At 62.8% G+C, this 20,889-nt stretch carries 24 protein-coding genes and 1 tRNA gene; 11 read left to right on the top strand and 14 right to left on the bottom strand.

The window, feature by feature from the left end; genetic code table 11:
- Positions 1 to 2: 2 nt before the first annotated feature.
- The 4 genes from sseA to QF118_RS04705 all read right to left on the bottom strand — a co-directional run bounded on the left by sseA (position 3) and on the right by QF118_RS04705 (position 2,462).
- A complete protein-coding gene (gene sseA / locus QF118_RS04720; protein WP_282302406.1) occupies positions 3 to 854 on the bottom strand; it encodes a 3-mercaptopyruvate sulfurtransferase in 852 nt (283 codons plus the stop codon).
- Between the two features lie 112 nt (positions 855 to 966).
- Positions 967 to 1,257, bottom strand: a complete 291-nt coding sequence (locus QF118_RS04715; RefSeq protein WP_282301493.1) for a hypothetical protein — start codon at positions 1,255 to 1,257, stop codon at positions 967 to 969.
- 96 nt (positions 1,258 to 1,353) lie between these two features.
- Positions 1,354 to 1,830, bottom strand: coding sequence for an SsrA-binding protein SmpB (smpB, locus tag QF118_RS04710; protein ID WP_282302405.1), 477 nt, complete (start codon positions 1,828 to 1,830; stop codon positions 1,354 to 1,356).
- 140 nt (positions 1,831 to 1,970) lie between these two features.
- Positions 1,971 to 2,462: a hypothetical protein gene (locus QF118_RS04705; protein WP_282301492.1), complete on the bottom strand. Its 492-nt coding sequence runs from the start codon at positions 2,460 to 2,462 to the stop codon at positions 1,971 to 1,973.
- A 175-nt stretch (positions 2,463 to 2,637) separates the two neighbouring features.
- Between QF118_RS04705 and QF118_RS04700 the strand changes: the two genes are divergently transcribed.
- On the top strand, positions 2,638 to 2,931 hold the full coding sequence (locus QF118_RS04700; RefSeq protein ID WP_282301491.1) for a hypothetical protein: 294 nt from the start codon (positions 2,638 to 2,640) through the stop codon (positions 2,929 to 2,931).
- Positions 2,903 to 3,607 (top strand): winged helix-turn-helix domain-containing protein, encoded by a 705-nt coding sequence (locus QF118_RS04695; protein WP_282301490.1) that lies wholly within the window; start codon positions 2,903 to 2,905, stop codon positions 3,605 to 3,607. Before QF118_RS04700 ends, QF118_RS04695 begins: the two co-directional genes overlap by 29 nt.
- A 2-nt stretch (positions 3,608 to 3,609) precedes the next feature.
- On the opposite strand, the gene QF118_RS04690 is transcribed toward QF118_RS04695, so the two are convergent.
- Positions 3,610 to 4,809 carry a winged helix-turn-helix domain-containing protein gene (locus QF118_RS04690; RefSeq protein ID WP_282301489.1) on the bottom strand — a complete coding sequence of 400 codons (1,200 nt, stop codon included), beginning with the start codon at positions 4,807 to 4,809 and terminating at the stop codon, positions 3,610 to 3,612.
- A gap of 1 nt (position 4,810) precedes the next feature.
- Positions 4,811 to 5,836 carry a LacI family DNA-binding transcriptional regulator gene (locus QF118_RS04685; RefSeq protein WP_282301488.1) on the bottom strand — a complete coding sequence of 342 codons (1,026 nt, stop codon included), beginning with the start codon at positions 5,834 to 5,836 and terminating at the stop codon, positions 4,811 to 4,813.
- A gap of 109 nt (positions 5,837 to 5,945) precedes the next feature.
- On the opposite strand from QF118_RS04685, the gene QF118_RS04680 reads away from it, so the two are divergent.
- From QF118_RS04680 to QF118_RS04670, 3 genes are all read left to right on the top strand, one after another.
- Positions 5,946 to 6,022: transfer RNA gene (locus tag QF118_RS04680), tRNA-Arg, on the top strand.
- Positions 6,023 to 6,139: 117 nt separating this feature from the next.
- Positions 6,140 to 6,835, top strand: coding sequence for a DUF1045 domain-containing protein (locus tag QF118_RS04675; RefSeq protein WP_282301487.1), 696 nt, complete (start codon positions 6,140 to 6,142; stop codon positions 6,833 to 6,835).
- A 274-nt stretch (positions 6,836 to 7,109) separates the two neighbouring features.
- Complete coding sequence (locus QF118_RS04670) at positions 7,110 to 7,331, top strand: DUF1127 domain-containing protein (protein ID WP_282301486.1); 222 nt, start codon at positions 7,110 to 7,112, stop codon at positions 7,329 to 7,331.
- 161 nt (positions 7,332 to 7,492) lie between these two features.
- Here QF118_RS04670 and rpsD read toward each other — a convergent pair whose 3' ends face one another.
- Positions 7,493 to 8,113 (bottom strand): 30S ribosomal protein S4, encoded by a 621-nt coding sequence (gene rpsD / locus QF118_RS04665; protein WP_282301485.1) that lies wholly within the window; start codon positions 8,111 to 8,113, stop codon positions 7,493 to 7,495.
- 326 nt (positions 8,114 to 8,439) lie between these two features.
- On the opposite strand from rpsD, the gene QF118_RS04660 reads away from it, so the two are divergent.
- The 5 genes from QF118_RS04660 (at position 8,440) to gcvA (ending at position 13,723) form a co-directional block, all read left to right on the top strand.
- Entirely contained in the window at positions 8,440 to 9,186 is a 747-nt protein-coding gene (locus tag QF118_RS04660; RefSeq protein ID WP_282301484.1) for an EAL domain-containing protein, read from the top strand.
- A 140-nt stretch (positions 9,187 to 9,326) separates the two neighbouring features.
- A complete protein-coding gene (locus QF118_RS04655; RefSeq protein ID WP_282301483.1) occupies positions 9,327 to 10,502 on the top strand; it encodes an acetyl-CoA C-acetyltransferase in 1,176 nt (391 codons plus the stop codon).
- Positions 10,503 to 10,656: 154 nt separating this feature from the next.
- Positions 10,657 to 11,379, top strand: a complete 723-nt coding sequence (gene phbB, locus QF118_RS04650) for an acetoacetyl-CoA reductase (RefSeq protein ID WP_282301482.1) — start codon at positions 10,657 to 10,659, stop codon at positions 11,377 to 11,379.
- A gap of 151 nt (positions 11,380 to 11,530) precedes the next feature.
- Positions 11,531 to 12,463 carry a VOC family protein gene (locus QF118_RS04645; protein ID WP_282301481.1) on the top strand — a complete coding sequence of 311 codons (933 nt, stop codon included), beginning with the start codon at positions 11,531 to 11,533 and terminating at the stop codon, positions 12,461 to 12,463.
- Between the two features lie 321 nt (positions 12,464 to 12,784).
- Entirely contained in the window at positions 12,785 to 13,723 is a 939-nt protein-coding gene (gene gcvA, locus QF118_RS04640; protein ID WP_282301480.1) for a transcriptional regulator GcvA, read from the top strand.
- Positions 13,724 to 13,782: 59 nt separating this feature from the next.
- On the opposite strand, the gene QF118_RS04635 is transcribed toward gcvA, so the two are convergent.
- From QF118_RS04635 to QF118_RS04625, 3 genes are all read right to left on the bottom strand, one after another.
- Positions 13,783 to 13,959, bottom strand: a complete 177-nt coding sequence (locus QF118_RS04635; RefSeq protein WP_282301479.1) for a YdcH family protein — start codon at positions 13,957 to 13,959, stop codon at positions 13,783 to 13,785.
- Between the two features lie 117 nt (positions 13,960 to 14,076).
- Positions 14,077 to 14,847: a tRNA1(Val) (adenine(37)-N6)-methyltransferase gene (locus tag QF118_RS04630; RefSeq protein ID WP_282301478.1), complete on the bottom strand. Its 771-nt coding sequence runs from the start codon at positions 14,845 to 14,847 to the stop codon at positions 14,077 to 14,079.
- Positions 14,837 to 15,052, bottom strand: coding sequence for a putative signal transducing protein (locus QF118_RS04625; RefSeq protein ID WP_282301477.1), 216 nt, complete (start codon positions 15,050 to 15,052; stop codon positions 14,837 to 14,839). Before QF118_RS04625 ends, QF118_RS04630 begins: the two co-directional genes overlap by 11 nt.
- A 54-nt stretch (positions 15,053 to 15,106) precedes the next feature.
- On the opposite strand from QF118_RS04625, the gene QF118_RS04620 reads away from it, so the two are divergent.
- Positions 15,107 to 16,105, top strand: coding sequence for a polyprenyl synthetase family protein (locus tag QF118_RS04620; protein ID WP_282301476.1), 999 nt, complete (start codon positions 15,107 to 15,109; stop codon positions 16,103 to 16,105).
- Between the two features lie 26 nt (positions 16,106 to 16,131).
- Here QF118_RS04620 and QF118_RS04615 read toward each other — a convergent pair whose 3' ends face one another.
- From QF118_RS04615 to QF118_RS04600, 4 genes are all read right to left on the bottom strand, one after another.
- The gene (locus QF118_RS04615; protein WP_282301475.1) at positions 16,132 to 16,956 is read right to left on the bottom strand and encodes a 4-(cytidine 5'-diphospho)-2-C-methyl-D-erythritol kinase; all 825 of its coding nucleotides are present in this window, start codon (positions 16,954 to 16,956) and stop codon (positions 16,132 to 16,134) included.
- The gene (locus QF118_RS04610; protein WP_282301474.1) at positions 16,940 to 18,646 is read right to left on the bottom strand and encodes a tetratricopeptide repeat protein; all 1,707 of its coding nucleotides are present in this window, start codon (positions 18,644 to 18,646) and stop codon (positions 16,940 to 16,942) included. Before QF118_RS04610 ends, QF118_RS04615 begins: the two co-directional genes overlap by 17 nt.
- 106 nt (positions 18,647 to 18,752) lie before the next feature.
- Positions 18,753 to 19,064 carry a PilZ domain-containing protein gene (locus tag QF118_RS04605; RefSeq protein WP_282301473.1) on the bottom strand — a complete coding sequence of 104 codons (312 nt, stop codon included), beginning with the start codon at positions 19,062 to 19,064 and terminating at the stop codon, positions 18,753 to 18,755.
- A gap of 59 nt (positions 19,065 to 19,123) precedes the next feature.
- A complete protein-coding gene (locus QF118_RS04600) occupies positions 19,124 to 20,770 on the bottom strand; it encodes an electron transfer flavoprotein-ubiquinone oxidoreductase (RefSeq protein ID WP_282301472.1) in 1,647 nt (548 codons plus the stop codon).
- Positions 20,771 to 20,889: the final 119 nt, after the last annotated feature.

Raw genomic sequence — 20,889 nt, 5'->3', positions numbered from 1 at the left:
GGTCAGTCCTCTGTGGTGGCGACGGGAAGCGTGGGGAACTGCCCCCATTCGCTCCAGCTTCCGTCATAAAGGGAATGGTCGCTCTTGCCGATGCGCTGCAGGGCAAGGCTGAGGATCGCGGCGGTCACGCCCGATCCACATGTGGTGATCGCGGGTTTCGACAGGTCGACCCCGGCGCCCTCGAAGATCGCGCGCAGGGTGTCAGGGGCCTTCATCGTGCCATCGGCGTTCAGCAAGGTATCGAAAGGCACGTTCCGCGACCCGGGAATATGCCCGCTGCGCAGCCCTTCGCGCGGCTCGGGCGCTTCGCCCCGGAACCGGGCGGCAGAGCGGGCGTCGATGATTTCCGTATCGCGCAGCTTGGAGGCGGCAGACACCTGCGTGACATCTCGCACCAGATGCGCCTGACGCTGCACAGTCATGTGGCGGTCGCGTACCATGGGCGGCAGGTCCTCGACCTCGCGGCCCTCGGCGACCCATTTCGGCAGGCCCCCGTCCAGCACCGCGACATCGTCCTTGCCCATCAGCTTGAAGGTCCACCAGACGCGCGCCGCCGAAAACAGGCCCATGCCGTCATAGACCACGATCTGATGGCCGTCACCGACGCCCATCGCGCGCATCCGCGACATGAATTTTTCAACCGTCGGCGCCATATGCGGCAGCTCGGACCGGGCATCGGAGATTTCGTCGATATCGAAAAAGCGTGCGCCGGGAATATGAACGGCGTCATATTCGGCCTTGGGGTCGCGCCCCATCGCAGGCATGTACCAACTGGCATCGAGGATGCGCAGATCGGGATCTTTCAGGTGGCGCGCCAGCCATTCGGTCGAGACCAGCGTCTTGGGATCATCCATGGCCATGGGCTTCCCCCCGGGGCGTTGAAAAGACACCCCGTCCTTAGTGCCGGTTGCGCACACTGGCAAGGGCGCGCCCCGTTTCCAAAGGTCGCGCCCTGCTGTTTTTGGCTTATTTGCCCATCGCGTTGCGCACCATGCCGACAATCGCCAGCAATGCGCCGCCGCCAACGCCGCCGCCAGCCACCTGGCCGATGATCGCGCCCAGGTCCAGACCGCCCGCTTCGCCTGCGGCACCCGCCATGTCCGGGGCACCCAGCATGCCAAGGATCGTGCCGCCAAGGCCGCCACCGACGATCCCGGCAAGCGAGTTGATCAGCGTTCCCTGATCGAATTTCTTCAGCAATCCACCAGCAACGTTGCCACCAACGGCGCCGGACAGCAGACCAATAATCAATTCCATTCGCGTTTCTCCCTCACTCCTGCCCAAGTCGGGCAGGACGCAAGGTGACAGGCTTACCTTGGCCGTACCAAGGGAAACTCGGGGCGTTTCTCCCCGTCAGTTCTGCTTGAGCAGACGCTGTTTCTGGCGACCCCAGTCGCGCTTGGCCTCGGTTTCGCGCTTGTCGTGGTTCTTCTTGCCCTTGGCGATGCCCAGCTTGATCTTCACGATGCCCTTGTGGTTGAAATACAGCACCAGCGGCACCAGCGTCATGCCCTTGCGCTGGGTTTCATTCCACAGCCGCGACAGTTCCTTTTTCGACACCAGCAGCTTGCGACGACGGCGTTCCTCGTGCTTGAACATCGCGCGTTCGTAGGGCGCGATATACGAGTTCACCAACCACAATTCGCCCTCTTCCACCGCCGCATAGCTTTCGGCGATGTTCGAGGCGTTCTCGCGCAGTGATTTGACCTCGGAGCCGGTCAGGATGATGCCGCATTCGATATCGTCCTCGATGGCATAGTCAAAGCGCGCGCGCCGGTTTTCGGCGATCACCTTGTAATTCGGGTCAGAGCTTTTGGGTTTCTTGGCCATGACTGCCCAGATAGTCACTCTGCCCGCCCCTGTCCATAAGCAGCCCTGACGCGACACGTGAAAAGGGCCCCGGATCGCGGGGCCCTTTTGCCTGTCACTGCTCGGGTCGGTCCGGCCTGCCTGCCGGCTCTGGCGCCCGCTCAGCGGCTGCGCGCGATCTGGTATCCGTTGCGCTTGAGACAGCTCAGCGCATAACCGCTGCGCGGACCGCGGTTGGTGCGCCAGTTGACTTGGCAGCGCTGCGGCAGCTGGCGCAGGGAAACATGGCTTTGACGCAAGCAGTAGCTGGACAGCACATAGTTGGTGTGGCGCATCTGGACACGGCGCACACAATGGGCCGGCACCGTCTTGCGGTGGCGCGGCTTGTCCCAGCGTCCTCCGCGATCGCCATAGCGCCCGTCGTTACCGCCATAGCGGCGGCCATCATAGCCGTTGCGCCCGCCGGGGCCGTGCACCTGGGTAACCTTGTTGTCGGCCAGCTCTTCGATCAGACGGCCCGCGATATAAAGGGTGGCCACCCCGGCGACGACCTTGGCGATCTTTTCGCTGTTGTCGGCCCGGGCAGGCAGGGCGGAAAAGGCGGCGATGGTGGCAGCAACGGCGAGAACACCGGTAATGAATTTGGCAGACATGAGTCTTTCCTCCAAAAGGGTTTGGGTCCAAGGCGCCAGAAGGTCAGGCGTCCCTGCATCAACCCTGCGAGCGATGCGCAAATTCAGGCAATAACGGCCGCGGGCTATCGAATAACACCGCGTCAAAACCCCATGGTTATTGAATTTCCGCCCTGCTCGGCGCAACGTGACAAACATGAAAAACACATTCGCCCCCCTTCTGATCGCCCTCGCGATGCTGGCCCTGCCAGCCGCCGCCCAGGCCGATTGCTTCGTGGAATACAAGGCCAAGCAGGACAGCCCGCTGCGCCTGCACTATGGCATTCTGGCCATAGGCGGCAGCTGCCCCTCTGGCTCTCAGGCCGCCAGCATGGCACAGGATCGCCTGTCCGCCGGGGGCTGGGTCTTGCTGAACGTGCTTGGCCTGTCCGAAACCACGCCCAGCGCAAAGATGAAGGCCAATGCCGGTGACTACTATCTCCGTTACTGATACCCGCCGCTCTGGCGCCCGCATCGTCACCGTGGGAATCGCGGCCATCGTCATGCTGTTCGTGCTGGTCGGCACGGTGCTGATGCTGACCCTTCCCGACGCCAACGCCTTTAACGCGCGGGTAGAGCGGATCTTTGTCGAAAACGATACGCTGACATCGCAGGCCGAAATCAAGCTGTTGGAAATCCTGGCGCAAAGCGGGACGACCTTTGCCGATACGCTGACCAGCTATCGCATGGTGATCTTCATCCTGCTTCTGTTCGCTGCCGCCATGCTGGTCGCGGCATTGGTGTTCCTTGTCATGCTGGTCGGCCTGAACCGCCGCATGGCCCAGATCGAACGGTCGGGGATCGAGGTGAATTCGCTGGTCATCTCGCGCGAGGAAAACACCGTCTACCTCAACTCGACCGGCTTCAAACTGACCGAGGCGCTGATGGAAACCCTTGCCGTCCTGGCCGAAGCCCGGATGGACGACGACATTCTGACCGGCGCCCAGATCGAGGCGATGATATCCGGAAAACGTGACGTGGATTGCGACGAAAGCGCCGGGGCGATGCGGATCAAACGACTGCGCGACGGACTGGGCAACCAGTTGGTCAGCGCGCTGCTGGTCAAGAACGTGGCGCGGCGCGGCTATGTGCTGTCGATCGACAAATCGGTGATCGAGGTTCTTTGACCCTAGCGCGGTGCGCGCAGCCACCCATCGGCCCAGCGCAGCCCCTCAAGCCCGGTGAACCGCGCCATGCGCGCCAACTCGGCCTCAAGCCGCGCCTGACGGCCTGCGCCCCATTGCACGCCGTGTTCTGGCCAAAGGGCGGTAATGTCCAGCACGCCGTCACCGCGATGCGCGGTCATGTCGATCCGCCCGACCAGCCGATCCCCTTCCAGCAAGGGAAAGACATAGTAGCCATAGATCCGCTTTGGCGCGGGCACGAAAATCTCGATCCGGTAGTGAAATCCGAACAGCCGCTCGGCGCGTTTGCGATCGCGCAGCGCCGGATCAAAGGGCGACAGAACCCGCAGCCGCCCGGTTGGATCAGGTGCGGCAAGCGCCTGTTCCCGCACATCGGGAAAACTCATGCATTTGCGCCATGTGCCATCCGCGCCCTGCACCTCGATCGGGACGATCTCGCCTTGGGTCAGGGCCGCATCGGACCAGGCCTTGACCTCGGCGGGGCGCAGCGTGTCCCAGAAGGCCGCGATTTCGCCCGGTGTGCCAAACCCCAGCCGATCCAGAGCCTGCCGGCACAGCCAATCCACCGTCTCGGCCTCGTCTGGCCGGTGTTGCAGAAGATCGGCGGCAATCACCCGTTCCGTCAGGTCATAGATCTTGCGAAAGCTGTCGCGCCGCACGACCGACAGCACCCCGGTGCGCCACAGATATTCCAGCGCCGTTTTCGAGGGATGCCAATCCCACCAACCGCCCGAACTGCGTTCTTCGTCGCCGCCCACATCCGCCGACCCGCAGGCGCCGTTGTCGCGAATATGACCAAGGACTTCGTCGAACTTTTCGGCAAACCCGTTGCGCTGCCACTTTTCCCAACGCGTCCGCATCCGGTCGCGATCGCGGGCAAAACGCAGCTGCCAATGTGGGTAAAAGTCGGTCGGAATGACCGAGGCATCATGCGTCCAGTGTTCGAACAACCCCTTGCCTGGCTCCAGCACCGGGTCAAGGTGCGCAGGCCGGTAAGACGCCCGGCGCGCGAACAGGATCATGTGATGCGCCCGTTCCACCGTGCGCACGCTGTCGACCTGGACAAACCCGATCCGCTGGATCAACTCCAGCAGATCCGCCCCTTTCGACGGCCCGGTCGGGGCCTCGGACAGCGCGTGTTTGTGCAGGAAAAGCCGCCGCGCCAGTGCGTTCTCCAGCCGCACCTCAGCGCCGTTTGAGGGTATCGCCAAAGGACAGCTTGGGCGTCAGCTCGATCACCTTTTCGGTGGCCTCCGCGCCGCCCGCGACGCGGTCCGCGATGATCTGCGCCGCCTTTGTGCCGATCTCGGTCCGACAGGCGTCCATCGTGGCAAGCTGCCGGGGCAGACCTTGCAGCAGTTCCACCCCGTTGAACCCGGCGATTCCGACCTGTCCGGGAATGTCGATGCCCTGGTCCAGCAATTCCAACATGCCGCCCGCAGCGATCATGTCGTTCGAATAATACAGGAAATCCAGCTCGGGGTCGCGTTTGAGCATGGCGCGCGTCAACTCGCGCCCCTTGGCCAGCGCCGACCCGCCCGAATAGAATTCCTGATCCGCGATTTCGACACCTTCCTTGGCCAGCGCCTCGGTAAAGCCTTCGAACCGTTTGCGCGCCCGGTGATCCAACGGCATCTTGGTGCCCATGAAGCCGATGCGCTGATACCCCTGCTTGAGGATCGCCTTGGCCATTTCGCGGCCCGCGCGGCGGTGGCTGATGCCCACGGCGCTGTCGATGGGCGTACCGTCGGTATCCATGATCTCGACCACCGGAATGCCGCTGGCTTTCAGCATCGCCTTCGAGGCCTCGGAATGCTCAAGCCCGGCGATGATCACGCCCGAAGGCCGCCAGGACAGCATTTCGTACAGCACCCTTTCTTCCTTTTCGGGAAGATAGTCAGTGACGCCCACCACGGGCTGCAGATCGGTTTCCTCCAGAACGGCGGAAATGCCGGACATGACCTCGGGAAAGACCATGTTGCGCAAGGACGGGATGATGACCGCGACCAGGTTCACCCGCTGGCTGGCCAGCGCCCCGGCGATCTTGTTGGGCACATACCCCAGCGCCTTGGCCGCCTCCAGGACCTTTTCCCGCGTTGCCTGGCTGACATCGCCGCGGTTTCGCAAAACGCGGCTTACGGTCATTTCCGAAACGCCAGAGGCTTCGGACACATCTCGAAGGGTCAGCGGGCGGGTATCGTCGTTGGACAAGGGCAGTATCCTTTTCAAGCTGGGACAATCGTTACCGCAAACGCAGCGGGGCGCAAGGTGAGTTGCGGGATGACAAGCCCCGGCCAGCACGTTATGAGCAGTTTCGGACGGTCCCGTGGCTCAACTGGATAGAGCAGCCCCCTCCTAAGGGGCAGGTTGCAGGTTCGAATCCTGCCGGGATCACCATCTTTTGCCCGATCCCCGACCGCTTTCCGCAGCCTCCCCGCGCACCTCTTGCAACAGCTTGGCCAATAACGAATTTTCTGGCACACTGCGGAGGAATGCCAAGCCAAGGTCGCGCCGATGCCCTTTGCCCGATACGCCCTGTTCCATACCGCACCAAAGGGGCCGCTGGCCGATTTCGGCGCCGCCTGGCTTGGCTGGAACCTTGCCACGGGCGAACGGCCCGACGCGCCGGTGATCGATGCCCTGCCCGCCCCGGCGCGCGAATTGACCAAGGCGCCACGCAAATACGGATTCCATGGCACGATCAAACCACCTTTCCGACTGGCCCGGGACACGTCTGTCACGGCATTGACCCAGGCGCTGGCCGAGTTCTGCGCGCAAACCCCGCCGGTCTCGCTGCAAGGTTTGGAGCTGACCCGGCTTGGCCGTTTTCTTGCCCTGACCGTCATCGGCGACACGGCCCCGCTGGACGCGCTGGCCGCCCAGGTGGTGACCAGTTTTGACCGGTTCCGCGCGCCCCTGACCGCCAGCGAACAAGAGCGTCGGCGCGGCAGGCCGCTGACCCCGGCACAAGAGGCGCTTTTGCAGCGCTGGGGCTATCCCTTTGTTCTGGACGAATTCAAGTTCCACATGACCCTGACCGACCGCCTGCCCCGGGCTGCGGCGAAACAATGCGAGGCCGCCTTGCTGCCCGTTCTGCAACCGCTGCTGCCCCGGCCTTTTGTCCTGGATGCCCTGAGCCTGTGCGGAGAGGATCCCGATGGCATGTTCCATGTCCTGTCACGGCATCCGCTGTCAGGCGCGGCGTCGTAAAACCGTCATGCATCTGCGGTATCGCTGGTCTTGTGAGTGTGACCGCAAGGCCCGCGCCAGGATTGGGCGCAGTCGGCTTTATTGAACCCGAGTAACCAGTATTTGCAGCAGCCAGCCGGGGCGGCCTGACGGTCGCCTCGGTCTTTTTGGTTAACCCTATGTTACCTATGCATTTTGCAAAGGGCGGCTATTCGATAAAGGGCATAGCTTGATGCTGCGCTGCGGCATAAATTGGGTATCAGATACTGACCCAATAGGTAAAACGAGGCACAAAATGGCACATATCAACGCCCCCTACACGGCAGCCCCCACCACCTCTCCGCTGGCCGGCCTTGGCTCGCGGATCCTGAATGCTCTGGCCGCAATTGCCGAAGCAAACCCGCGCCTGCGCGAGATGGAGCGGCTGAACGCCAAGACGGACGACCAGCTGGCGGCAATGGGGCTAAAGCGTCAGGATATCGCCCGTTACGTCTTGCGCGACACGCTGTATCTCTGACCGGCACTGAAATTCCCAAGGCAAAGGCCGCGTCCCGCAAGGACGCGGCTTTTTCTTTGCCCGGCCGTTTCCTGCCGGCCTGCCACAACCGCCGCCACGGGGCGCCAAAGCAAAAGGCCGCCCCAAGAGGACGGCCTTCGCAAATTCGGTAAACGCCGAACTTAGTTCTGAGCGTAGTATTCGATCACGAGGTTCGGTTCCATCACGACCGGGTAGGGCACATCGGCCAGACCGGGCGCGCGAACGAAGGTCGCGGTCATCTTGGAGTGGTCGGCCTCGATGTAATCGGGGACGTCACGCTCGGCCAGCTGGACAGCTTCGAGCAGGGCAACCATCTGACGCGACTTTTCGCGCACTTCGATGACGTCGCCTTCCTTGACGCGGTACGAGGGGATGTTCACCCGCTTGCCGTTCACCAGAACGTGGCCGTGGTTCACGAACTGACGCGCAGCGAAGACGGTCGGCACGAACTTGGCACGGTAGACGACGGCGTCCAGGCGGCGCTCGAGCAGGCCGATCAGGTTCTCGCCGGTGTCACCCTTCACACGGGCGGCTTCGGTGTAGATGCGCTTGAACTGCTTTTCGGTCAGGTCGCCGTAGTAACCCTTCAGCTTCTGCTTGGCGCGCAGCTGCAGGCCAAAGTCGGACATCTTGCCCTTGCGGCGCTGACCGTGCTGGCCGGGGCCGTATTCACGACGGTTGACGGGGGATTTCGGACGACCCCAGATGTTTTCACCCATCCGGCGGTCAATTTTGTACTTGGCAGCGGTGCGTTTGGTCACGGCTGATCTCCTTCGTATGCGGTTTCGAAGGGCGTTGTCCTCTCCCTGGATTTTGCCAGGTCGACAGGCATCCCCTTGCGGGGGCCACCAACACCAATGAAGCCGCGCTTATACGGGCTGCGCGGGCGGAGTCAAGCAGCCGTGAAGGTCATGATCAGTTGTGTCAAATTCGCACATTAAGAACTGTTTAAAACCTGAGGCGCAAAACAGACACAGCAGCTTTGACGGAGACGAACGTGGCTCGGGAAAACAGGCAGTTTGAAACCATCGACCGGGGGCCTTTGAATGCCCTTGATCACGCCATCAGACAACGGGATGCAAATACCATGGACATGGTACGCCGTGCGATCGAACATCGCCAGACCATGCTGGCCTTTCAGCCGGTCGTTCAAGCCAGCGACCCCGGTCGCGTCGCCTTTTACGAGGGGCTGATCCGCGTGCTGGACGAAACCGGCCGGGTGATCCCCGCGGCCGAGTTCATCACCACGGTCGAGGATACGGAATACGGCCGGCTTCTGGATTGCATTTCGTTGGAAAAGGGCATTGCCGAACTGTCCCGCGTGCCTGACCTGCGGCTGTCCATCAACATGTCCGCGCGGTCGATCGGCTACAAGAAATGGATGCGGACCCTGACGCGCGGGCTGAATGGCGACCCCACGGTGGCCGAACGGCTGATCCTGGAGATCACGGAAACCTCGGCCATGATGGTGCCCGAACTTGTCGTCACCTTCATGCGCGACCTTCAGACCAAGGGCATTTCCTTTGCCATGGACGATTTCGGGGCAGGATTCACGGCGCTGCGCCACTTCAAGGACTTCAGCTTTGACATTCTAAAACTGGACGGCCAGTTTACCAGCAACATCGCCTCGGACCCCGACAACCAGGTGCTGGTTGCCGCAATGCAGTCCATCGCCGAACAATTCGACATGTTCACCGTGGCCGAACGCGTCGAAAACGCCGCCGACGCCGCCTGCCTGACCCAACTGGGGATCGATTGCCTTCAAGGGTATTACTTTGCCGCGCCGACGGTCCGCCCCGCCTGGCGCCAGGAAAACCAGCGTCGCCACGCCTGACCCGGCCTGAGACAGATCGTCCGCTTACGCTGCGTCGCAGAATGCGATAACTCCTCGCCCATAACGCGAAAATGCTGAGGTTCCCACGCTTGTGGAATCACTGTATGCCTTCGCATACTCGCTTGGCTGGAGGAAATCACATGACCAATGTCGTAATCGCTAGCGCCGCCCGTACGGCCGTCGGTAGTTTCGGTGGCTCGTTTGCCAATACCCCCGCTCATGATCTTGGCGCTGCCGTGCTCGAAGCACTGGTTGCCCGCGCCGGCATCGACAAATCCGAGGTTTCGGAAACCATCCTTGGCCAGGTGCTGACCGCTGCGCAGGGTCAGAACCCCGCCCGTCAGGCCCACATCAACGCCGGTCTGCCGATCGAATCGGCCGCGTGGAGCCTTAACCAGGTTTGCGGGTCGGGCCTGCGTGCCGTCGCCCTGGGCGCACAGCACATTCAGCTGGGCGATGCCGACATCATCTGCGCCGGTGGCCAGGAAAACATGACCCTGTCGCCCCACGCCGCACACCTGCGCGCCGGGCACAAGATGGGCGATGTGTCTTACATCGACACCATGATCCGCGACGGCCTGTGGGATGCCTTCAACGGCTACCACATGGGTCAGACTGCCGAAAACGTGGCCGACCAGTGGCAGATCACCCGCGACATGCAGGATGAATTCGCCGTCGCCAGCCAGAACAAGGCCGAGGCCGCCCAGAAGGCCGGCAAGTTCGACGACGAAGTGATCGCCTACACCATCAAGACCCGCAAAGGCGACATCGTGGTCGACAAGGATGAATACATCCGTCACGGCGCCACCATGGAAGCCATGCAGAAACTGCGCCCCGCCTTCACCAAGGACGGTTCGGTCACGGCGGCCAACGCCTCGGGCCTGAACGACGGCGCGGCCGGTGTGCTGCTGATGTCCGCCGAAAACGCCGAAAAGCGCGGGATCGAGCCGCTGGCGCGCATCGCATCCTATGCCACCGCCGGTCTGGACCCCAAGATCATGGGCGTCGGCCCGATCTATGCGTCGCGCAAGGCACTGGACAAGGCCGGCTGGTCGGTTGGCGATCTGGACCTGGTCGAAGCGAACGAAGCCTTTGCCGCGCAGGCCTGCGCCGTGAACAAGGAAATGGGCTGGGATCCGGCCATCGTGAACGTCAACGGCGGCGCCATCGCCATCGGTCACCCCATCGGTGCCTCGGGCGCGCGCGTCCTGAACACCCTGCTGTTCGAAATGAAGCGCCGCGGCGCCAAGAAGGGCCTTGCCACGCTGTGCATCGGCGGCGGCATGGGCGTAGCCCTGTGCGTGGAGCGTCCGTAATCGGCGCCCCACGGGTCATGCAAAGGGGCGCCGCTGTGCGCCCCTTTTTCTTGGCCCACAAAATATCGACGGGCTGATAGCGCAATAATGTTGCGCGTCAATTACCCCCAAGATAATAACCTTACCTAAGATTTGATAAACTGGAGGACATCCCATGGCACGAGTTGCACTAGTCACCGGCGGCAGCCGCGGTATCGGCGAAGCCATTTCAAAACGCCTGAAGGCCGAAGGCTATGAGGTCGCAGCGACCTATGCAGGCAATGACGAGGCCGCGGCCAAGTTCACCGCCGAAACCGGCATCAAAACCTACAAGTGGAACGTGGCCGACTACGATTCGTCCAAGGCCGGCATCGCCCAGGTCGAGGCCGATCTGGGCCCGATCGACGTGGTTGTCGCCAACGCCGGCATCACCCGCGACGCCCCCTTCCACAAGATGACCCCCGAGCAGTGGAAAGAAGTGATCGACACCAACCTGACCGGCGTTTTCAACACCGTGCACCCGGTTTGGCCCGGCATGCGTGAACGCAAGTTCGGCCGCGTCATCGTGATTTCCTCGATCAACGGTCAAAAGGGCCAGTTCGCGCAGGTGAACTATGCCGCGACCAAGGCGGGCGATCTGGGCATCATCAAGTCGCTGGCCCAGGAAGGCGCGCGCGCAGGCATCACCGCCAACGCCATCTGCCCCGGCTACATCGCGACCGAAATGGTCATGGCGATCCCGGAAAAGGTCCGCGATTCCATCGTGGCAGGCATCCCCGCTGGCCGCCTGGGCGAGCCCGAGGAAATCGCACGCTGCGTGGCTTTCCTTGCTTCGGACGATGCCGGTTTCATCAACGGCTCGACGATCTCGGCCAACGGCGCGCAATTCTTCGTCTGATATCGCTTTCGCGACATGGCCCTGAAGGGCCTGCAAGCGTCCCCAATCGGGGGCGCTTTTTTGTGCAAATGCGCACCAAACCCGCGCGACAACCGGGATTTCTTTGCACCAAAGCGCACTATATCAAGGATCAAAGCAAAGGAGACACCCCATGCTGAACCAGATCAACGGCCTGCACCACGTCACCTCGATCGCCAGCGGCGCGCAGGAAAACAATGCCTTCTTTACCAAGGCGCTTGGCCTGCGACGGGTCAAGAAAACCGTGAACTTTGACGCGCCCGACGTCTATCACCTGTATTACGGCGACGAATTGGGCACGCCCGGGACGGTCATGACCTATTTCCCGTTCCACAACGCGCGCCGTGGCCGTTCGGGCACCGGCGAGGTTGCCACCACCGCCTTTACCGTGCCCCGGGGCGCCCTGCCCTTTTGGGAAAAGCGGCTGGCGGATCACGGCGTTGGCGGGTTGGAAAGCGCGACTCGTCTGGGTGAAAACCGGCTGATGTTTCGCGGCCCGGACGGCGACGGCTTTGCCCTGATCGAGGGTGAGGACAGCCGCACCCCTTGGGCAACCGACGATGTTCCGCAAGACGTGGCACTCCGCGGGTTTCATTCCGCCGACATGCGCCTGACCCCGCGTGACGCCGACGCCAGCGCCGAATTGCTGCGCTTCATGGGCTATGAACAGGGCGACACGCAGGGCGGCACCACGCGGTTTCATGTGCCCGGCGGCAACGCCGCCAATATCATCGACATCACCCGGACCGAGGCCCCGCGCGCCGATCAGGGGGCGGGCAGCGTCCACCACATCGCCTTTTCCGTCGACAACCGGGACAAGCAGCTAGAGGTGCGCAAGGCGCTGTTGGACACCGGGTACCAGGTAACGCCAGTCATCGACCGCGATTATTTCTGGGCGATCTATTTCCGCACGCCCGGCGGTGTGCTGTTCGAGGTCGCCACGAACGAGCCCGGCTTTGACCGTGACGAGGACACCGCCCATTTGGGCGAGGCCCTGAAACTGCCCAGCCAGCACGAACACCTGCGGGCCAAACTGGAACAGTTGCTGGAACCGATCACCGACTGACCCCGCACAGCGCCGCCCCCGCAGCCCCGATGCGCTTGACCAGTGCAAGGGGTTCGGGGGTGGGCCTTGCTTCCGGCCAGACCGGCGGGGGGACCTGCGGTCAGGGGCGGCGCGGAAAGAATGCCTGGATGAAATCGGCGAAAGCACGGCCGCGCGCCGCGTGGGCGGCCCGAAAGGCATCACGGTGTTGGCGGTCTTGGGCAGCTTCGAACATGGTGGACCCTCAGAACTGATTTTCTTGATGACCCAGACCTAAAGCCCCACTACAAAAGCGACAAACGAGACTTTGCAGACCTTCGGTCAAGTGATACTTGTCTGAATATGTCCGACAGACTTCCCCCCTTGACCGCCCTGCGCGCCTTCGAGGCCGCCGTTCGCCACATGTCCTTTGCCAAGGCGGCTGAGGAATTGCACGTCACCCCCGCCGCCCTGTCCTTTCAGATCAAAAGCCTTGAGGAGCATCTGGGCCAGCCTGTCTTTCGCCGGCTCAACCGCGCGATTGAACTGACGGATGCCGGGCGCAGCCTTGCCCCCGGAACCCGCGAAGGCTTCGACCGGCTGAACGCCGCCTGGAGCGCGGCCAAACGGTTGCAGGATACCCGCACCCTGTCCGTCACCGCCGGCCCCGCCTTTACGGCCAAATGGCTTGCACCGCGCCTGTTCGGATTTGCGACCGAACATCCTGAAATCGAGCTGCGCTTTGCCGCCACCCTGCGGCAACTGGATTTCGACCGCGATGGAATCGACGTGGCAATCCGCTATGGATTTGGCCCCGACGTGGATCTTTATAGCGAACATTTGATCGACGAAGCGGTGATGCCCTTGATGCACCCGGATCTGAGGGCGCGCTTTTCATCGCCCGACAGCCTGACCACCGCGCCGCTGCTGCACGACGAATCGCTGGATTTCATGGTGCCGCGCCCGGATTGGGAACTGTGGTTCAAGGCCTGCGGCATCGACCACAAACCCGTTTCGGTGGCGCGGTTTTCCCAGGCGGATCACGCGTTGGACGCAGCGCTGGCCGGTGGCGGCGTGGTTCTGGCGCGATCCTCGCTGGCGGTGCAATATTTGGCGACCGGCCGGCTGGTCGCCCCCTTCCCGCTGGCCCTGACCAGTGCCGCGCGATTCCGCATCCTGTGTGCACCGGGCACCGAAACCCGCCCGCAAATCGCGGCCTTCTTGCAATGGCTCAGGGCCGAGGTTGCGCAATTCCCCAATGGGCTTGGCGACAAGACGCTGCGCGATGTCACCGATATATGAAAGGCCTGCCCATGACGGGCAGGCCCAAGTGGCGTCCCCCAAAGGGGTCACCGAAATTCTTAATGAGCGGGCTGCGCTTCGATTTTCGAAATCTCTTCCTTGAGACGCAGCTTTTGCTTTTTCAGTTCGGCGACGCGCAGGTCATCGATACCGGGCGAGGCCTGCGCCTTTTCCACGGCATCGGACAGCGATTGATGCTTCTTTTTCAGTTCCTGCAGGTGCGAACTCAAGCTCATGGCATCCTCCTATGTTGCTCAGACTTTCAGTGCAGCACAACTTGCTTCGCAAGTCACGCCGCAACTGCATCATAATATGTAAGATTCATGACGCTGCCCGAGTGGAGGGCAAAAGGTTTAACCGAAGGTTAAAGCCGTGCCATGCCTTAGAATTCCGGCCACGGTTTCAGTATAGCTGTCCCAGTCACCTTCGTGGTGCGTGCCGCGGTGCAGAACCAGGCCGGAATGAAAGCGGAAATCCGCTCGCCCGCCCTTGCGGCCGCGCAGCAGAACCAGCCGCGGCGCGCGCCCTTCGCGCGGCAAAAGCGGCAACAGTTCGATTGATCCAAGATGCTGGCGCATGGCCGCCAACAGTTCGGGCAGGCGTTCCGCGCGCTGGATGAAACTGGCGGTGCCGCGCGGTGCCAACCGGCGCGCGGCGGTCTGGACCCAGGCCTCCATCGGGGTTGGCCCGGCCAGCGCCATTTCGCGCCCGCTGTCATCGGCACCGCGCCGCCGCTCGGCCTCGAAATAGGGGGGATTCGCCATGACGTGATCAAAGCTGCGCTGCCGCATCTGCGCCGGGGGATCGGCCAGGTCGCCGTCCCAGATCACCGCATCGTGACCGTTTTCGCGCAGGTTCCGCCGGGCAAGATCGGCATAGCCGGCCTGCAACTCCAACCCCGCCAGCGCCAACCCCGGCACACGCGCCCCCAGGCAACACAGCGCCGGCCCCGCGCCGCAGCCCAGTTCCAGCACCGACTGGCCGGGCCTTGCGGGAATGGACGCGGCCAGCAAAACCGGGTCGACACCGGCGCGATAGCCGTCCCTTGGCTGCCAAAGCCTTACCTGGCCACCCAGAAAATCGTCGCAGACCAGCGCCGCCGGTTCAAAGGGGTCAGCCCTCAAACTTGACCCCGTTCTCGCGCAGGACCCGCCGGGCCTGGTCCAAGTCGCCCGTGCGCACCATCAGCCGCCGTGGCAATATGCCGATGGACCCTTCGAGGACGCTCATGTTTACGTCCAATTCAAAGCTGGCTATACCCTCAGCGTCCAGAAGGGTTTTCGCCAGCGGGATCAGTGTGATGTCAGTTGTGCGCAAAAGCTCTTCCATGTTGGGGATTTAAGGACAAGGCTGCCGGAATGTCGAGCCTTGCACGGGAGTGTGATGAACGTGATGAACTCCGTGACCAAGCCGCATGAACGGTTGGCTGACCTGCTCAAGGACGAGTTGGCCGATGTAAACGCCCTGATCCGCGACCGGATGGCGTCAGACCATGCGCCGCGCATCCCCGAAGTCACCGCCCATCTGGTCGAAGCGGGCGGCAAGCGCCTGCGCCCGATGCTGACCCTGGCGGCGGCAAAGATGTGCGGCTATGCGGGCCCCTATCACATCCACCTGGCCGCCACGGTCGAATTCATCCACACCGCGACGCTGCTGCATGACGATGTGGTCGACGAAAGCGCGAAACGCCGCGGGCGCCCCACCGCGAACCTGCTGTGGGATAACAAATCCAGCGTGCTGGTCGGCGACTACCTGTTCGCGCGGTCCTTTCAGTTGATGACGGAAACCGGCAACCTTCGGGTTCTGCGCATCCTGTCCAACGCCGCCGCCACCATCGCCGAGGGTGAAGTGCTGCAACTGACCGCCGCGCAGGATCTGACCACGACCGAGGCGATCTATCTGCAGGTCGTGCGCGGCAAGACCGCCGCGCTGTTTTCCGCCGCGACCGAGGTGGGCGGCGTGATCGCCGACCGTCCCGAGCCCGAGATCAAGGCGCTGTTCGACTATGGCGACGCCCTTGGCATTGCCTTTCAGATTGTCGACGATCTGCTGGATTACTGGGGCGGCGACGCCACGGGCAAGAACATCGGTGACGATTTCCGCGAACGCAAGCTGACGCTGCCGCTGATCAAGGCCTATGCCGCCGCGAACGACGAAGAGCGTGCCTTTTGGAAACGCGTGATCGAAAAGGGCGACCAGCGCGACGGCGACCTGGAGCGCGCGCTGGAATTGCTGAACACCCACGGCGCCTTGGAGGCCACCCGGCAAGAAGCACTGTCCTGGGCAGCCAAGGCCAAAACCGCGATGCAGTCCCTGCCGCAAAGCGAAATGCGCGATCTTCTGATCGACCTCAATGATTACGTGGTGGCGCGGGTCAACTGACCCCTCGCGCTGCGCCGCATGGCGGCTCAGGTCAATTCACAGTGCTCGATCCACCAATCCGGGTTGTTGGCGCGCAGGTCCCTGGCCCCCAGTTCGGCCTGCCCGGCCGTTTCGAACAGGGCAAAACAGGTGGCGCCGGACCCGGACATGCGCGTCAGCCATTGCCCCTCCAGAAAAGACAGCTGTTTCAGCAGCTCTTCTATGACGGGCTGCAAGCTGATCGCCGGTGCCTCCAGGTCGTTGCGTTGATCCTGCAGCCAGCGAAGACTGTCGCGGGCGCTGGAAAAGGCAGGCAAGGCCGCCATTGGCGGATTGTTCTTCCCGGGCAAAGCCTTGAAAACCGCCGAGGTAGGAACCGCGACCCGCGGATTGGCCAGAACCGCGTGCAGCGGTGGCAGATCCGCTGGCGCCACCTGCTCGCCCACGCCCGACATTCTTGCCGCCCGGGCAAGCATGCAAACGGGCAGATCCGCGCCCAAGTCCATGGGGTCGAAGGGCACGGGGGCATCATACATCTGTTGCAGGCCACGCAGCACAGCAGCCGCATCCGACGACCCACCGCCGATCCCCGCCGCTGCCGGCAGATGTTTTTCAAGCGTGATCGCAACAGTCGCGCCAAAGGCCTGCGCCGCGCGCCAGCACAGGTTGCGCGCGTCCTCTGGCACCCCCTCGGCCATCGGGCCTGTCACACGCAGCGACAGCTTGGACGCGGGTTCCAGGATCACCCGATCCCCGACATCGGCAAATCCAACCAGCGAGTCGAGCAGGTGATACCCGTCCGACCGCAGGCCGGTCACATGCAGGGTCAGGTTGATCTTTGCGGGGGCAAAGACCTCAATCGGCGTCTTCATTGGCAACCTGAAGCGGCGGCGCGCCTTCTTCGGCAAGGACCACATCCAGACCGACCTCGATCTTGCGCTTGATCCGCTCTGGGTCCGCCTCTTCTGCGGCGTCTTCCCAATCTACAAAGGACAACGCCCGTTTCCACATGAAGCGCGCCTCCATCTCGCGGCCGACGGCCCAAAAGACATCACCCAGGTGATCGTTGACGATGGGGTCGATCGGCATCAGTTCAGCGGCGCGCACCATCGGGGCGACCGCCTCTTCGTAGCGGCCAAGCCGGTACAGCACCCAGCCAAGGCTGTCGACGATATATCCCGAGTTGGGCTGGGCGGCGACCGCGCGTTCGATCATGTCCAGCGCTTCGTCCAGCTTGATCTTTTTCTCGACAAGCGAATAGCCCAGATAATTCAGAACGTTGGGTTGTTCCGGGCTCAGTTCCAGCGCCTTGCGGAAATCGGCCTCGGCCTTGTCCCACTGGTCACTGCGCTCAAAGCAGATGCCGCGCGCATAGTACAGGAACCACTGGCGCTCTGTGACCTCGGTGAACAGGTCAAGGGCGCGGGTATAGGCGGCAGCGGCCTTGTCGAACTGTTCCATCTGGCGCATCAGATCGGCATAGGCCGAATGCACCACGGGCAAATCGCCATGGGTCTGGGTCAGCGCCTCCAGCACGGCGGCGGCCTCTTCGGGGCGGTCCTGAGCGCGCAGCGCCTCGGCCCGGCCCAATTCGGCCGCATGATAGGCCGGCGCGTCCGCGGGAACGTGGCCATAGGCCTCGACCGCCAGTTCGTACTGCCCCATGTCGTCCAACTGTTCGGCGATCAAAAGCACCGCATCGACATGCTCGGGGCGCAGGTATTCTGCAAGGCGCGAATAGACCAGGGTCAGATCCCCGCCCGATTCCGCCGCCAAGGCGCTGCCAAGGGTATACATCACCTCGGCCAGACCATCGCGCGCCGACCGGACATGGGTGAAGGTCAGCGTCTCGCCCTTTTCCAGCGCCGCGCGCATCGTCGAAAGGCCGGGGTCCAGATCGCGGCCAAAGGCGGTGTCCAACAGGTCGATCGCATCCTTGTTGCGATCCAGCTGGCTCAGGATTTCCGCCCGGGCCATGACACCGCGCCGGGTCATGCCCATGCCGCCGGGACTGTCGGCGGCGAACAGCGCCTCGGCGCTTTCGAAATCACCGACCGACGCCAGCGCCAGCGCCTTGTGATAGATGGCCAGCGGCCCCAGCCCCTGCACGCCCGACACAACGTCAAAGGCGACAAGCGCGGCGGTCATGTCGCCCTGCCCCAGTTGCGCCCATGCCTTGGCCAGCCCATCCGACAGCGGACCAAAGCCCTTGTTTTCGTTGATGGCCTTCAGAACGGCGATGTAGTTTTCGGCCTTGGCGTCCCGCGCCACCTGCGCCATCTGCGCCAACTGGCTGGCGATGCCATCCTGCGAAAGCTTGTCGGCCAGGCCCGCCGCGATTTCGATTTCACCCAGCGCGATATTGGCCAGGATGGCCCTTTCCAGCAGCTCGGGCTTGCCCGGGTCGAACAGGATCGCCCGCCCGTAATAGCGCGCGGCCGCCTTGTAATCGCTGTCAAAGCTGGCCTGCCGTGCGGCCAGGTAATCGCCCGCCACACCGTTCGCAAATGCCCCCTGGGGTGCAACCAGCGCTGCGGCCAGCACCCCCGCACGGATCGCCATTGTCCAAACCATAACCCTGCTGCTCTCCGTTTCGGTTTTGCGTTGGGTAAAGGGTAGGGCCTGCAGCAATGACTGACAAGGACTTGGAAGGGCTTGCCCCTCACGTTCAGGCGATTGGACGTCCACCGACAGCTGAAAGCGGAAGATCGCGGTATTGCCGCAGATTCGACAGCTGCGCCGCGGATATCATTGAGTCGAAGGCAAGCGCGCCGCCGGTTTTTTCGCGCCGCACCACGCGCGCCCGAACAACCTGCCCCATGGCGCTGAACTGGACGGGTTCGCCGATGGTCGGCGGGGTCGGCCCGACAAAGCGCAGGCCCGATTGGCTGACGTTCGTGACACGGACGACAACCGGGCCGCTATCGGTCGAAAGCTGCATGGCCCAGGCACTGGGCCAACGGTCATTTCGGGTTTTCATGGCTTCCCCGGCGCAAGTGGTTCGGCCGGGGAGTATCGCCTGAAATCTCTAACGAAGCCTTACATGTTGGGATAATTCGGCCCGTCGCCACCCTGCGGAACCGTCCAGTTGATGTTCTGGCTGGGGTCCTTGATATCGCAGGTCTTGCAATGCACGCAGTTCTGGAAGTTCACGACGAATTCCTTGCCGCCGTCCTTTTCCACCACTTCGTAAACGCCCGCCGGGCAATAGCGCTGCGCGGGTTCGGCGTATTTCGGCAGGTTCACAGCGATCGGAACATGCGGGTCCTTCAGCTGCAAATGCGCGGGCTGACTTTCTTCGTGGTTGGTAAAGCTGAAGCTGACGTTGGTCAGGCGGTCAAAGGACAGCTTGCCATCGGGCTTGGGGTAGTCGATCGGCTCGAACCGCGCGGCCTGCCCTGTCGCCTCGGCATCGGTCTTGCCATGCTTGAGCGTACCCAGCAGCGAAAAGCCCAGCGTGTTGGTCCACATGTCGACCCCGCCCAGCATCAGCGATGCGGTCAGGCCATACTTGGACCACAGGGGTTTGACGTTGCGGACCTTTTTCAGGTCCTTGCCGATGGCGCCCTGGCGCACCTCGACCTCGTAATCGTGCAGCTCGTCCTGTGCGCGGCCTGCCTTGATCGCCTTGGCCGCCGCCTCGGCCGCCGCGATGCCCGACAGCATGGCGTTGTGGTTGCCTTTGATGCGCGGCACGTTGACCATGCCGACGGAACAACCCAGCATCGCCACACCCGGCGCCACCATCTGCGGCATCGACTGATAGCCGCCTTCAGAAATGGCGCGCGCGCCATAGGCCACGCGCTTGCCGCCTTCCAGCAGCTCGGCCACCATCGGATGGTGCTTGAAGCGCTGGAATTCCATGTAGGGGTACAGATAGGGGTTTTCATAGTTCAGGTGGACGACAAATCCGACGTAAACCTGATTGTTCTCAAGGTGATAGATGAACGACCCGCCCCCGGCATTCGACCCAAGCGGCCAGCCCATGGTATGGGTCACGCGGCCTTCGTGGTGCTTGGCCGGGTCAATCTCCCAGATTTCCTTCATGCCAAGGCCGAATTTCTGCGGCTCCTTGCCCTCGGACAGGCCATAGCGTTCGATCACCTGCTTGGACAGGCTGCCCCGCACGCCTTCGCCAAGGAACACATACTTGCCCAGCAGTTCCATCCCGGGCTCATAGCCGTCGCCCGGCGTGCCATCGGGGTTCTTGCCAAACTCACCGGCGACGACACCGCGAATGGTGCCCTCTTCGCCCCAGACCAGTTCCGAACAGGCCATGCCGGGGAAAATCTCGACGCCCAGTTCCTCGGCCTGCTCGGCCATCCAGCGGCAGACATTGCCCATCGAGACAATATAGTTGCCGTGGTTGTTCATCAGCGGCGGCATCGGAAAGTTCGGGATCTTCAGCTGCCCGGCTTCGCCCAGCATGTAAAAATTGTCCTCGCGGACCGGCACATTCAGCGGTGCGCCCTTGGCTTTCCAGTCGGGGATCAGCTTGTCCAACCCGCAAGGGTCCAGAACCGCACCCGAAAGAATGTGTGCGCCAACCTCAGAGCCCTTTTCCAGAACCACCACCTGCAGGTCGGGATCGATCTGTTTCAGACGGATCGCAGCAGACAGGCCCGCCGGGCCCGCGCCCACGATCACAACATCATATTCCATCGACTCGCGTGTCACGTCGCTCATTGTGGCTCCTTCCCGAGGGGCTTTGAAATAATCTTTCGCAGGTTGGTAGCGCGGCAGCGCAGCATGGGTCAATCGCGACACGGCGTTATTCGCGTGAAATGCGACCATTCGCTGCCCCC

The organism is Tropicibacter oceani (genome assembly GCF_029958925.1).
GTDB classification, from domain to species: Bacteria; Pseudomonadota; Alphaproteobacteria; order Rhodobacterales; family Rhodobacteraceae; genus Pacificoceanicola; species Pacificoceanicola oceani.
Note: the sequence above shows the minus strand (reverse complement) of the source record. Positions and strands in the feature narration are given on the sequence as shown.

Coding starts and splice junctions, on each gene's coding strand:
- QF118_RS04675 (WP_282301487.1), top strand. CDS start 6,140: ATGCCCTTTGCCCGATACGCCCTGTTCCATACCGCACCAAAGGGGCCG.
- QF118_RS04660 (WP_282301484.1), top strand. CDS start 8,440: ATGGACATGGTACGCCGTGCGATCGAACATCGCCAGACCATGCTGGCC.
- QF118_RS04715 (WP_282301493.1), bottom strand. CDS start 1,257: ATGGAATTGATTATTGGTCTGCTGTCCGGCGCCGTTGGTGGCAACGTT.
- sseA (WP_282302406.1), bottom strand. CDS start 854: ATGGATGATCCCAAGACGCTGGTCTCGACCGAATGGCTGGCGCGCCAC.
- QF118_RS04605 (WP_282301473.1), bottom strand. CDS start 19,064: ATGAAAACCCGAAATGACCGTTGGCCCAGTGCCTGGGCCATGCAGCTT.
- QF118_RS04635 (WP_282301479.1), bottom strand. CDS start 13,959: ATGAGCTTGAGTTCGCACCTGCAGGAACTGAAAAAGAAGCATCAATCG.
- QF118_RS04700 (WP_282301491.1), top strand. CDS start 2,638: ATGAAAAACACATTCGCCCCCCTTCTGATCGCCCTCGCGATGCTGGCC.
- QF118_RS04600 (WP_282301472.1), bottom strand. CDS start 20,770: ATGAGCGACGTGACACGCGAGTCGATGGAATATGATGTTGTGATCGTG.
- QF118_RS04645 (WP_282301481.1), top strand. CDS start 11,531: ATGCTGAACCAGATCAACGGCCTGCACCACGTCACCTCGATCGCCAGC.
- QF118_RS04695 (WP_282301490.1), top strand. CDS start 2,903: ATGCCGGTGACTACTATCTCCGTTACTGATACCCGCCGCTCTGGCGCC.
- QF118_RS04670 (WP_282301486.1), top strand. CDS start 7,110: ATGGCACATATCAACGCCCCCTACACGGCAGCCCCCACCACCTCTCCG.
- QF118_RS04655 (WP_282301483.1), top strand. CDS start 9,327: ATGACCAATGTCGTAATCGCTAGCGCCGCCCGTACGGCCGTCGGTAGT.
- QF118_RS04620 (WP_282301476.1), top strand. CDS start 15,107: ATGAACGTGATGAACTCCGTGACCAAGCCGCATGAACGGTTGGCTGAC.
- QF118_RS04610 (WP_282301474.1), bottom strand. CDS start 18,646: ATGGCGATCCGTGCGGGGGTGCTGGCCGCAGCGCTGGTTGCACCCCAG.
- gcvA (WP_282301480.1), top strand. CDS start 12,785: ATGTCCGACAGACTTCCCCCCTTGACCGCCCTGCGCGCCTTCGAGGCC.
- QF118_RS04625 (WP_282301477.1), bottom strand. CDS start 15,052: ATGGAAGAGCTTTTGCGCACAACTGACATCACACTGATCCCGCTGGCG.
- QF118_RS04615 (WP_282301475.1), bottom strand. CDS start 16,956: ATGAAGACGCCGATTGAGGTCTTTGCCCCCGCAAAGATCAACCTGACC.
- QF118_RS04705 (WP_282301492.1), bottom strand. CDS start 2,462: ATGTCTGCCAAATTCATTACCGGTGTTCTCGCCGTTGCTGCCACCATC.
- smpB (WP_282302405.1), bottom strand. CDS start 1,830: ATGGCCAAGAAACCCAAAAGCTCTGACCCGAATTACAAGGTGATCGCC.
- phbB (WP_282301482.1), top strand. CDS start 10,657: ATGGCACGAGTTGCACTAGTCACCGGCGGCAGCCGCGGTATCGGCGAA.